The organism is Kribbella sp. NPDC026596, from assembly GCF_040638415.1.
Classification (GTDB): Bacteria; Actinomycetota; Actinomycetes; order Propionibacteriales; family Kribbellaceae; genus Kribbella.
Genome location: NZ_JBEZYF010000044.1, coordinates 45,901 through 57,893 on the forward strand (window position 1 = coordinate 45,901; position 11,993 = coordinate 57,893).

General features: G+C 67.7%; 8 protein-coding genes. 3 read left to right on the forward strand and 5 right to left on the reverse strand.

What is annotated here, in order from left to right; all coding sequences use genetic code 11:
• Positions 1–2: 2 nt before the first annotated feature.
• Positions 3–719 carry an SDR family oxidoreductase gene (locus AB0E63_RS30190; protein ID WP_360373742.1) on the reverse strand — a complete coding sequence of 239 codons (717 nt, stop codon included), beginning with the start codon at positions 717–719 and terminating at the stop codon, positions 3–5.
• Between the two features lie 158 nt (positions 720–877).
• Here AB0E63_RS30190 and AB0E63_RS30195 point away from each other — a divergent pair, with 158 nt between their 5' ends.
• Positions 878–3,613, forward strand: coding sequence for an AAA family ATPase (locus tag AB0E63_RS30195; protein ID WP_360373745.1), 2,736 nt, complete (start codon positions 878–880; stop codon positions 3,611–3,613).
• Positions 3,614–4,172: 559 nt separating this feature from the next.
• Here the strand turns inward: AB0E63_RS30195 and AB0E63_RS30200 are convergent.
• Positions 4,173–4,547 carry a hypothetical protein gene (locus tag AB0E63_RS30200; protein ID WP_360373748.1) on the reverse strand — a complete coding sequence of 125 codons (375 nt, stop codon included), beginning with the start codon at positions 4,545–4,547 and terminating at the stop codon, positions 4,173–4,175.
• 1,161 nt (positions 4,548–5,708) lie between these two features.
• On the reverse strand, positions 5,709–6,173 hold the full coding sequence (locus tag AB0E63_RS30205) for an SDR family oxidoreductase (RefSeq protein ID WP_360373751.1): 465 nt from the start codon (positions 6,171–6,173) through the stop codon (positions 5,709–5,711).
• A 206-nt stretch (positions 6,174–6,379) separates the two neighbouring features.
• On the opposite strand from AB0E63_RS30205, the gene AB0E63_RS30210 reads away from it, so the two are divergent.
• Positions 6,380–7,162, forward strand: coding sequence for an alpha/beta hydrolase (locus AB0E63_RS30210; RefSeq protein WP_360373754.1), 783 nt, complete (start codon positions 6,380–6,382; stop codon positions 7,160–7,162).
• Between the two features lie 325 nt (positions 7,163–7,487).
• Here the strand turns inward: AB0E63_RS30210 and AB0E63_RS30215 are convergent, their stop codons facing one another.
• On the reverse strand, positions 7,488–8,714 hold the full coding sequence (locus tag AB0E63_RS30215; protein WP_360373757.1) for an NAD(P)/FAD-dependent oxidoreductase: 1,227 nt from the start codon (positions 8,712–8,714) through the stop codon (positions 7,488–7,490).
• A 73-nt stretch (positions 8,715–8,787) separates the two neighbouring features.
• The gene (locus AB0E63_RS30220; RefSeq protein ID WP_360373760.1) at positions 8,788–10,431 is read right to left on the reverse strand and encodes a LuxR C-terminal-related transcriptional regulator; all 1,644 of its coding nucleotides are present in this window, start codon (positions 10,429–10,431) and stop codon (positions 8,788–8,790) included.
• Between the two features lie 1,214 nt (positions 10,432–11,645).
• Here AB0E63_RS30220 and AB0E63_RS30225 point away from each other — a divergent pair.
• The gene (locus tag AB0E63_RS30225; protein WP_360373763.1) at positions 11,646–11,867 is read left to right on the forward strand and encodes a hypothetical protein; all 222 of its coding nucleotides are present in this window, start codon (positions 11,646–11,648) and stop codon (positions 11,865–11,867) included.
• Positions 11,868–11,993: the final 126 nt, after the last annotated feature.

Sequence of the window (11,993 nt, forward strand, 5' to 3'; positions counted from 1 at the left end):
GATCAGGTCAGCGGTTCGCCGCCGTCGATGCGCAGCGTCGTACCGGTCAGGAAGGTGTTGGTCATCGCGAACACCACGGCCTCGGCGATGTCGTCGGTCGTGCCGATCCGGCGGGCCGGATTGCGGCTACTGACGTCGTGGAAGTAGTCCGCCTTCCGCTCGTCGCCGAGCGCGTCCCACGCGCCGGTGTCGATGACCCCGGGGGCGACGGCGTTCACCCGGATCGGTGCGAGCTCCAGCGCGAGCGACCGGGCCAGTACGTCGGCCGCGCCGTTGGTTATCGCGACCGCCAAGGTGCCGACCGCGATCTTGGCCGCGGCGACACCGGAGAAGATCGTGATCGATCCGCCGTCACTGATCTGCGGCGCGAGGTGCTTGGCCATCAGCGGACCGATCACCTTGGTGTCGAACGATAACCGGACCGCGTCCCGGTCCAGGCCGGCGATCGTGCCGCGGGCCCGGGCCGACGCGGTGGAGACGACGTGGTCGATGCGCCCGATCCGCTCAGCGAGCGCCGCGATCGTCGCCTCGTCGGTGAGATCGACGTACTCGGTGCTGATCCGCGGTTCGTCGGCGTAGGTCTGGGCCAGGCTCTCCTGGCTGCGGCCGGCGGTGACGACGTGTGCTCCGGCCCCGCGTGCGGCCATCGTCACTGCGCGTGCGATCCCGCCGCCGCGCCCGACGACGAGCACGGTCTTGTCCTTGAGCGTCTCGGTCATCTGCGGTCCTTCGGAGTGATTACGGATCACGAACAAGTGCGGTGCGACTCCCAGGCGTTGGAATCGCACTGGTCGAGCGTGTCGTAAGGCCTGATGGCGTTGCATCCACCAGTGGCTAGCCATCTCCGCCAGCCGTCGGTAAGAGTTAGCGTGAGTTCATGCATGGGCCTACGGATCCCAAGGGGTGGCGACTGACCGGCCGCCAGGCGGAGTGCGGTGTCCTCGACCAGGTGATCGCTGCGGTGCGGTCGGGTGAGAGCCGGGCGCTGGTCCTGCACGGGGAAGCCGGGGTCGGTAAGACCGAGTTGCTCGACTACCTCGCTGTACGGGCGCATGACTGCCAGGTCACCCGGGTCTCTGCGGTGCAGTCGGAAATGGAGCTGGCGTTCGCCGGTCTGCACCAGTTGTGTGCACCGGCGTTGGATCTCCTCGATCGGCTGCCCGCGCCGCAGCGGGAGGCGCTAGGGACGGTGTTCGGCATCAGTGCTGGGCCGCCCCCTGACATGTTTCTGATCGGCCTGGCTGTGCTGAGTCTGCTGTCCAAGGCTGCCGAGCAGCGGCCGCTGGTGTGTCTGGTCGACGACCAGCAGTGGCTCGACCGGTGTTCGGCGCAGATCCTCGCGTTCGTGGCGCGGCGGTTGGGGGCCGAGTCCGTCGGGCTGATCTTCGCCACGCGGTCGGTCGGTCAGGTGCTGGATGGCGTGCGGGAGTTCGCGATCGGCGGGCTGCCTGACTCGGCGGCCCATCTGCTGCTGGACGCTGTACTGACGGGACCGATCGACGCGCAGGTGCGGGATCAGCTGGTGGCCGAGGCGCACGGCAACCCGCTGGCGTTGCTGGAGTTGCCCCGCGGGTTAACTCCGGCGGAACTGGCCGGCGGCTTCGGTCTGCCGGGTGCGGGTGGGATCGAGGAGAGCCTCCTCCGTCGGGTCACCGCTATGCCGGACGAGACGCGGCGGCTACTCGTGCTCGCCGCCGCTGAGCCGTCCGGCAACGATGCCCTGGTACGACGGACAGCGGTGCGACTCGGGATCGCGCCCGAGGCCGCCGCTGCGGCGACCGAGGCGGGGCTCGCGGAGTTCGCGACGCGGATTCGTTTTCGCCATCCGCTGGTTCGGTCGGCGGCATACTGCTCCGCCCCGGCTGCGGAACGGCGTCAGGTCCACCAGACTCTCGCCGAAGAGACCGACGCAGAGGCCGATCCGGACCGTCGGGCCTGGCACCGGGCGCAAGGCGCTGCGGGGCCGGACGAGGAGATCGCTGCGGAGCTTGAACTGTCGGCCGGGCGGGCGCGGGCCCGGAGCGGATACGCCGCGACGGCGGCCTTCCTTCAGCGCTCGGCCGCGTTGACGGTCGATCTGGCGAAGCGGGCCGACCGGGCGCTCGCTGCCGCCCAGGCCGAGATTCAGGCGGGAGGTTTCGAGTCGGCGACCGATCTGTTGGCTGTGGCCGAGGCCGGCCACCTGACCGAGTACCAGCGAGCTGTGGCCGATCTCGTTCGCGCGCAGCTCGCGTTTGTCACCAACCGAGGTAACGACGCGCCGCAGTTGATGCTGAAGGCGGCCAAGCGGCTCGAGACGATCGACGTCGGGTTGTCGCGAGCGACGTACCTGGATGCCTTGTCGGCGGCGATCTTCGCTGGTGGGCTGGCTACTCCTGGTGGCGATGTGGTTGACGTAGCGCGAGCGGCTGCCGCGGCGCCGCGGCCTTCGGTACTTCGCGCCCCGGATCTGCTGCTCGACGGCACGGCGCTGTACTACCTGGACGGGTATGCGGCGGGGGCGAAGACGTTGCACGAGGCATTGGTCGACTTCGGTACTGAGCTGACAGTCGAGGAGGAGTTGCAGCTGCTGTGGATGGCGACCACTTCGGCGCTGCGGCTGTGGGATGCGGACCGCTGGGAACAACTGTCCAGGCGGCACGTTCAGCTTGCCCGGGAGACTGGGATCCTCAGCAACGTTGCGCTGGCGCTCACCTCGCTCGCCTACGTGTCGGTATTCGCCGGGGACCTGGATGGCGCGGAGGCGTTGGCTGACGAGGTTCAGGTGGCGAACGAGGCGACCGGGGGGAAGCTGGCGCCGTATGGGCGGCTGGCGTTGGCTGCCTTCCGTGGCGATCGGGCCGAGGCTCTCGCGCTGGTTGAGGCGACCAAGCAGGATGGCAGCCGTCGGGGTGAGGGAATCGGGATCGTGTTCGCCGAGTGGGCGACCGCAGTCCTCGGCAATGGTCTTGGCCGGTATCAGGACGCGGCTGATGCCGGAGCGCGGGCGCTCGAGGATCCACGGGACGCGCTCTCGATGATGCTGGCTCAGAGTGAGCTGGTGGAGGCTGCGGTGCGGATCGGGGCTATCGACGCTGCACATCGCGCCTGCCAGCGGCTCGAGACGATGGCCTCGGCGAGCGGCACTGATTGGGTTCTTGGCGTGCATGCGCGGTGTCGGGCGTTGTTGAGCGCGGGTGAGACGGCGGAACGCTTGTATCGGGAGGCGATAGGGCATCTCGAGAAGACCCGGCTGAAGGTTGACCTTGCTCGTGCTCATCTGCTGTACGGGGAGTGGTTGCGGCGCGAGCGTCGGCGTACGGATGCTCGGGAGCATTTGAAGTCGGCGCACGGGATGTTCGAGGCGATGGGGATTGCAGGATTCGCTGAACGTGCGGGGCGTGAACTGCGGGCCGCGGGCGGCGCCGCGCGGAAGCGGGTCGTGCCGGCTCAGAGCGAACTCACCGCGCAGGAGAATCAGATTGCTCGAATGGCTCGGGACGGGCTGTCCAATCCGGAGATCGCGACCCGACTCTTCATCAGCGCCCACACAGTGCAGTACCACCTGCGCAAGGTGTTCACGAAGTTGTCGATCACCTCCCGGAACCAACTGGATCAGGTGCTGCCGCGCTGACGAACGAGCTGGCGCTAGCAGTCTTGGCGTAGGTGTTGGGTGTAGCACCGACGCGATCCCCGCGGCGGACGCCCGATCGCCTCGGGCACCGTCGCTCACCGGCAAAGCCGCCAACGCTGCTCAGGCAAATTCTTGCTCCGTCGCTGCTCTCTGTGGAACGCTGAAAGACCGCGATCACCATTGCGCATCAACGAAAGATGATGCCGCAGCTCAGAGGCCAAATTCGATCGTTCCGGGCCAAGCGGGCGCTCGCCTGGAGAGACCTACACCATCCTTCGAAAGCTGAGTGGGTGGAGGGCATTGTGGATCTCCAGGGACGCATCGTGGCTCGCTCGGTGGCGACACCCTGTCGGGAAGTTGGCCGGGTGAACAAGTCGCGACGACATGAAAGTTTGCCTGCGGCATCCGTTGAGTCGCCGTGGTCTGGGGCAGACGTCCCCGGCTGTGGCACCAAGACATGGACGGAGGCTTCAGGTGGACAGGAAGCGGGCGGAGGGCGACGACGTGCGGCGGCGGGTGGTGGAGCTGGTCACTCGGGCCGAGGTGATTGTTGAATCGCTCATGGGCGCGCTGCGAGAAGGCTTCGGACCGCTTCAGGGAGCCGAAGGATCGGTCCTCCCGTCTCTCGATCGGCCAGTGCTCTTCGGAGCATGGCGAGGTCAAGTGAAGTTGGGTCAAGAACTGATTGGGTCGCCTGCAGCCGGTCGTCCTGGTCGCGGAAGATCATCGTCGCGAGCTGAACCTCGACGGGTACGACGGGAATGAGGGTTCCGTTCCAGTTGAAGAGCGTGCGCTCTTGCCACACAGCCGTGCCGGAGGTTTCCCGGAGCAGATCTGGCGGAGCGCCGCCATCGATATGGGCGAGCTCGACCTTGACCCCCGCAAGCATCCATCGTCCAAAGGTCCAGCGCGCGTCGGCGGCGACGAACGTCATGGTTGGCTCCACCAGACTGCTCAGCCACAATCCATCAGTCGCGGCAGACTGATCTGTTTGGCACGGCAACACCTTCGTAGCGGCACGGACGCCACTCGATGTTGCCACCGCAACATCGAGGTCGCCTGGCGCGATGGCAGCGCAGTCGCCGCACTGCCCACCAGCATCCACTCCACGTCTGCGCGCTCCAGGCGGGCGGCGACTTCCCGAAGTGCACTTAACCAGCCATCGCTCATGTCCGCGATCCTGCCAGCCTCCACCGACAGAACCGCAGCGAGCGGTGCGAACCAGATCGGGGGCGACCGTGTTCCTAGGCGATGCCACCTGGTTCTCTTGGGCGGCAACTCATCGGAGTGAAATAGGTCAGGTCATTAGTTAATCCGGCGAGTTCAGTCGCGCATACTCGGGCGCCACCTCGTCGCCTCAACTTGTTGCGCCGTAACCACGGTACGCACCGTACGGTTCCTACTTCCCGGTCGGCATCGCCACTCGGAGACCTCGTCGGCGCCGTGTGCATACGGTCGTCGGGATGTGGGAACCAGTGACCGCGGAGCTCGCAGTGGGCGGCACCTGGACCCATTGCAACGTCCGCGACTGGACGAATCGGCCGGCCGCATTGCGGGGCTGTGTCGGCTGATCCGGTCACGCGGTTGGGCGCCCGCCGCGATCGAGACCACGAAGGGCCCGTTGTCACCGGATGACGTACGTCGTACGGCACCGCAGCGTCGTCTGACGATGTTCGAAGTCGTTTCTGCACAGATGTTCGTACTCGCCTGCAAAGCCCTAGGTTGATCGGGTTTTGCGGCGGCCTAGTGCCGCTGTGGACCCGCATCAGGCTAGGGCGGGTTCCATCTGGAGTGGATGGGGTCATCGCGTCCAGCTCAGGATCTTCGCTGCCTTTCGGGCGCCAGCAACCAGTTCGAGCCGCCGTTGTTTGACCGCTCAGCGGACCACCAGCGAGCCGTGGCCCGCAAGGAGATCCTTACCGAACTCCAGGCGGCGCTCGACAGCAGTGCAGGAGCCCAGGGCCGCAGAACGCTTAGGCACCCCACCACTCGGTTCGGTGTCGACACGCCGCCGGCTGATCGTCGCTCGAGATGCCCTGGAGTGGCGGCAGAGAACTTGGGATAGGTCAACTGCCGCCTGCCGTGTGGTGTCTGCTCAGATCTGGTTCGTGCCTCCGTCGACGTAGATGTTCGCGCCGTCGACGTAGCTGCTTTGTTCCGAGGCCAGGAATGTGATCACCGCCGCGGCCTCTTCAGGTTGACCCATGCGTCCTAGAGGCACGGTTGCGGCGACATTCTCCTTGACGGTGCGGGCGGTCTCCTCGTCGCCGAAAGCGGCGGTGCCTCCGGGAGTCTCGATCCAGGCCGGCGAGACCACGTTGACCCGGATGCCGCGGTCCTTGAGTTCGTTGGACCACGTCCGCGCGAAGGACCGGACGGCCGCCTTCGACGCGGCGTACGCGCCGAATGCCTCGACTCCGCGATCACCTGCGGTCGAACCGACCAGAACGATCGAGGCTCCGTCGTTGAGCAGTGGCAACGCCTTCTGCACGGTGAACAGTGTGCCTCGGACGTTGACACCGAACGTCTGGTCGAAGTGCTCCTCGGTGGTCTGCTCCAACGTCGCCCGAGTGGCACACCGAGGCCAACGCGGCGATTTGACCCCGGTCTGGCAGCCCGTGGGCCAGGACTGGCTTGGCGATCCCCTCGACTACTGCCGGGAACCCGTTGCTGCGTGCGTAACAGGACCTTAAGGACTCTCATCTTCCGCGCTGGATCGTCGCGCTCTACGTTCGTGGGGTAAGAGGCGCTGTTTGGGAGGTAGTCGTGAGGGAGTCGTGGGAGCTTCTGACCGCGGGGTCGCCGGATGCGGATCGAACGGTCCTGCTTCTACCGGGCGGGGCCAACGCGGCTCGCTCGTTCAACCTTGTGATGGCTGACCCGGCGCTGTCCGGTGTTCGCTTGGTCGCCACCACGCTGCCCGGCATGGCAGGCGCGCCGGTGTCCGAAGACGTGTCCATCCCCGCTCTGTCGCGTCGGGCCGGTGAGCTGGCCAAAGCACACGGGTGCGACGTGGTCGTGGGTTTCTCCCACGGCGCGACAGTGGCGCTGGACATGGTGCTGTCAGGGCACTTCCAAGGCCCGGTAGTTCTCCTCGGCATCAGCTTGACGACTGGGGATGAGGCTCGGTTCTTCCGCGTCGTCGTACGGGCGTCGCAGAAGGTGGGCAACTGGCCGATGGCCGCCCTCTTCCGGTTGATGCCGATGATGGCCAAATCCGCGAAGACACCTGAGTTGCACAAGAAGGAACTCATCGAGGACTTCAAGCAGAACAGAGCCAGCGACGCGGTTCTGGTGTGCGGCGAGTACCTCGACTACATCGCCGAAGACCGAGACTTCGCTGCCCAGTTGGCCGCGTCTGGCAATCCCGTGTGGGTGGTCCACGCCGAGAAAGGGGACGGAGGCCTCACCGACGCCGAGCGCGCCACACTCCAAGCGGCTCCCAACGTGACCCTGGTGACGATTCCCGGCTCGGTGTTCCTTCTCCCTGACGAGGCCCCGCAGAAGACCGCCGCCGTGATCGCAAGCGCTCTATCGCAAGCGTCCTGACCGTCGACACCTTGAGCTCCAGCATGGTCGACAAGCGGTATGACATGGCCGCTGCCGCGGCGTAAGGGACCCCTATGGCGAAGTCGGGCGGTCCCGCTCCCGCACCGCCGCGAAACGACGCACAGATCCTGGTGGGACAAGGCGGAGAGGGTGTGTGCCCGTCCTTGAATGCGGTACGTGGCAACATCGATGTCGGCCTCATGGTCGTCGGCGACTGATGGAAGGATCGCGCCATGTCGTCGGGTCGGGGCGCTGTTTGCCTTGAGGTTATCCCGAAGCAGACCTCCGCCTTCGCGCTTCAATGGACCGGCTGGTGCCCCACCGGCTATGCCGGCACGCCCGCGCCTCGCATCGCGGTGCGTCCGAGGAGTGCTGCGATGTTGTCTGTCGCGAAGAACACCTCGGGTGAGAGGGTGCCGGCGTTCACGCTGACGAACTGGTCCATGGCCTCCTTGTCGCCTTGGATCGCGCCGAGCAGTTGCTGCAGTTCCTCCGGCGGCGGCTCGAGCGCGGCCATCTGGGCGGTGAACTCGTAGATCGGCAGCGAGACCGCGTCACGCTCGCGGTGCCAGGCGGCCATCGCGTCGTCGTACGTCGCGGAGCCGCGCAGCCAGGTGTCCAGTGCTGTGGAGCACCGCTCGGCGTCGGCGAACGCGCTGCTGATGCCTTGGGCGGTGATTGGGTCGCGGGTGACGCCCGCGTCGCCGACGAGCGCCCAGCCGGGGCCGTACGGCGTACGGAAGAAGTGCGGCACCGCGCCACCGAGGAACGGCTCGACCCGCGTGGCCCGGCGCACCCGCTCGGCGAATTCCGGGACCAGTTCGAGTGTGGCGAAGAAGTTGCCTTCGACATCCGCTTTGAGCGCCGCAGCCTCGGCGTACGGCCACCCGATCACGACCAGGGTGAGCCCGTCGTTGCTGGGCATCACACCGAACGCGCGGTACGGCCGGATGTAGGCCTGCATCCCGTCGACCGGCAGGTCGCGGAAGAAGGTGAAGTAGCCATACTGCAGCTTCGGCTTCTCGTGGTACGTCGTCGCGCCGGCCAGGCGGGCGACGTGGCTGTTGCGTCCGTCGGCTCCGATCACGACGCGTGCCCGGAGCTCGACGGCGTCGCCCTGACCGGAATGGCCGCGGATCCCGGTGACCGCGCCGTTCTCGATCAGGAGGTCGTCCATGTTGAAGCCCTCGCGCACCTCCACGCCCGCCGCACGGGCGCCGTCGAGAAGGATCTGGTCCAGCACGATCCGGCGTGGGGCGTAGCCGTCGGTGTGCCCGTCCACGGGCCGTGTGGTCCCGTCGATGACGACTGGGCCGAAGTCGAACCGGTAGCGCGTGATCGCGGGGCAGCCGCTGGCCACGATCCGGTCGAGCAGCCCCCACTTGTCCAGGAGCGCCACGCCCCGCGCATGGATCACGTTGGTGGACAGGGTGTCGCTGGGGAAGGTGGCCCGGTCGACGAGGAGCACGCGGTGTCCCATGCGGGCGAGCAGCATGGCCGTGCTCGATCCGGCGCAGCGGGCGCCGACGACAATGGCGGTGTAGTCGTTCATGGGGTGCCTCCTGGATGATCACTGGGACTTCCAGCGTGGCCACCGAGGTCCACGACCGGATCGGTGAACTCCCCTATCCGGCACCCTGCTTCTCCCGAGCCGCGTAGGCGGCAGCCTGGCTGCGGCTGCGGAGACCGAGCTTCGCGAAGACGTTGCCCACGTGGTGCTCCACGGTCTTGCGGCTGATGAACAGCCGGCCGGCGATCTCGGGGTTGCTCAGGCCCTGGCCGACGAGCTCGAGGACCTCGGCTTCACGCCGGGTCAGCAGTCCGCCGTCGGCCGGCGCGCTGGCGACCTTTACGCCGAGCGTGCGCAGCAGCGCTGCGGCCGCGTCGACGTGGCGTGCGGCGCGTAGCCGCTCGAACGCGTCGTACGCCGCCCTGGCCTCGGCGACGGCCACGTCTGGCCGGTTCTCGGTCGAAGCCAGCGCCAGTTGCAGCCGGCAGAGTGCCGTCTCCAGCGGGTACTGCGCGTGGATGAACCCGTCCAGCGCTTCCCGCAGGGACGGCCGCGGGTCCTCTTCCCTGGAAGCCAGGGCCAGGCGGCCTCGGGCGAGGGCGATCGTGGCTCGGACGAAGGACGACGACCGCGGACCGAGGCACGCCTCCAGCATGCCGACCGTCCGTCGGGCGCCCTCGGGGTCGCCGGCCGCGAGTTGGGCGTCGACGAGCAGGGCCAGCAACGGCACGGTTTCGACGCCGCCAAGCGTCATCCCGGTCAGGCATCGCTCGAGCGTCTCCTGAGCCTCGTCGGCCCGACCCTCACCAAGCTGCAAGGCCGCCAGCGGGCGTGCGGTCTCGTCAGTCAGCGGCAGTTCCGCGAGGAGCTGTGCCGCCTCGGCCAGCCGTCCCTGGCGCACACGCAGTTCCGCCAGCCTGGCCAGCGCGCCATTGCGCAGGGTCCGTTTGCCGAGCGCCCAAAGACGGATGCCCTCGGTCAGGGCCTCCTCCGCCTCGGGCCACCGGCCGGCGGCCGTCAGCAGTCCGCCGAAGTGGGTGTTGCAGTACGCCGCGACACCGGGAAGGCTCCGCCGCTGGGCGACCTGGTCCCCGACGCGCATCCACTGATCAGCGCGGACCAGGTCGTGGGCGTGCTCGCACGCGGCGAACATCTGGCAGAAGATCTCCTCGATCACGATCTGGTCGTCGACCTCGCCGCCGACGACCGCGGCCAGCGCCTCGTCCAGTCGCAGCATTCCCTCCTCGACCCGGCCATCGTGTACGAGGCTGGCACCGTAGTAGGCCTCCGCCGCGAACCGGAGATCCAGGTCACCGACCTCACCGGCGACGTGCAGAGCTTGTTCCAGCAAGGCGTGCTTGCGCTTCCGATCGCCCTCGAACATGCCTGACGTGAGGGCAACCCAGCCCACCTCGTCGGAAGCGTCCTGTCCGGCCAGGAGATCCTTCGCCCGCGCGATCCACCCGCTCGCGACCGCCCAGTCGCCGGCGTAGGTCCCGTGAACCGAGGCAACCACCCGGGCGACGCGGGCCGCGGCCGCGCCGAGACCGGCAGCACGGTACTCGACGTACGCGTCGTGCCAGCGCTCCATCACCTCGTCGAGGTCGACGAGAAGGTACGCCGCTTTGCCCAGCCCCTCCAGCGCCTCGCCGGAGCGACGCTCGGCCAGCGCGGCGGCAAACGCCTCCCGTGCCGCGACCCCGTCGCCGACGCGCAGCGCGAGCCGGCCGCGTTCGAGCGGAGAGATCACCACGGCCACGCTCCGATGATGGCACTAACCGACCCCGCTGTATCCCGGCACAGCGCAGCGTCACCAGACGGTAAGGGCGCGCGATCGCTCCGGATCGCAGGTGACCTGCGACTGTCACCGCGCGTGGCTGTCTGAATGGCGGCGAGGAACCGACCATCGGCAGTGGGTTGGCCCGGCACGGGCAAGGTGGCGCAGCGCCAGGTCACGTGGCCGTCCGGGCGTACGAGGACTGCGCCGGTGGGAGTGACGCCGTACAGGCTGCGCCCAGTCGGGTTCGATCACATGACTGACGATGGGTACGCCGCGCGTGCGGGCGGGGCTGTCGGCGGCGGCTCGCCAGTGCACGCCGGGCACCGCCGCTCTGGCGGTGAGAGCCGGCCGTCGCGCATTCGGTCCACCCCCCGAATCGTGGGCCAGGCCAACGGACAGCACACTGCCGACGGCCGGGAACTCGAACGGCGATTGATGGCACTCAGTCGTTGGCGAAGGTAGCAGTCGGTAGCGAGGCGTCAGGCCTTCGCGTTCGTACGTCGTGCGGGTGCCGTTGTCGAGGTTGTGTGGGTGTAGCCGTCGCCCAGGTCCGCCGAGGAACTGTCTCGGTTGGCGCGGACTTACGCCGAGCTCGTGGCGCCTGGAGGCTTGGTTCCGCGGTACGACGGGCTGTGGGGGCATGCCGAAAGCGTTCGGGCGGAGCAGCATGTTGTTATGGCGGCGAGGGATTTGGTGTTCGGGGTGGGGGACAGGGTTCGGACTTGGGGGCGGTTCGTGGCCGGGGCGGACGGTGATTGGTTGGACTTGGCCCGTGTGCATGATCTGACGTGGAAAGCACCGGGTTGGAAGTCAGATCGGTCGGTTCGGTTGATCGGGGCAGATGGCGAGGCAGTCGCTGCCGGCATGGCAGCGAGCCCAGGTCTGGGCTACGTCTCGGTGGTTGGGATCTGGGGCGACGAGAGCATCGAGGTCGAGGTGCTGTCGGCGGAGATCCCTGCTCGGGAGGCGCGTGCAGCTCGGAGGGACCCGCCGTGCCCGCCGCCGCCCGGTGGCTGGCGGCACGACATGGTCGAGCTGGACGTTGACCTCCGCGACCGCGAGTCGTCCGGACCGATCGTCCACCTGGCGATCTTCCGTCCCTCCCCGGAGCAGGAAGTGTTGGTCGTCGCTGCCACCGATGTGGACGCGGTGACCCGGCAGTGTCGCCGAAACTGCCACGACAGTTATGCGTGGTGCCCAGCCGGTTCACCCGCGCTCAGATCGACGAGGTGTACAACGTCCTGCATGCCAATTGGCGAGACTGGCGCCTGGAATCGTTCGGCACCGGCTCGGATGAGCAGGCTCAACCGTTCATCGCGGCGATGATGTTCCGGGTCACCGCTGAGATGGCTGAATGGGCCGACGCACTGCCCGAGGGACTGGTCCGCCTCGAGCCGACGCTGAGCCCGGCCTGACAATGCGGACGAGTATCTGAGCTGCGATCACCGCCGCGATGATGGGCGATCTCCTCCGTTCGCTGCGAGTTGTATCCATCCGAGTTCGATGATCAGGCGGGCGACGCGGCCGTCGCGTAGCGTGAA

Excerpts from the sequence above, each read along its gene's own strand:
- AB0E63_RS30190 (WP_360373742.1), bottom strand. The coding sequence starts at position 719 with ATGACCGAGACGCTCAAGGACAAGACCGTGCTCGTCGTCGGGCGCGGC.
- AB0E63_RS30195 (WP_360373745.1), top strand. The coding sequence starts at position 878 with ATGCATGGGCCTACGGATCCCAAGGGGTGGCGACTGACCGGCCGCCAG.
- AB0E63_RS30200 (WP_360373748.1), bottom strand. The coding sequence starts at position 4,547 with ATGACGTTCGTCGCCGCCGACGCGCGCTGGACCTTTGGACGATGGATG.
- AB0E63_RS30215 (WP_360373757.1), bottom strand. The coding sequence starts at position 8,714 with ATGAACGACTACACCGCCATTGTCGTCGGCGCCCGCTGCGCCGGATCG.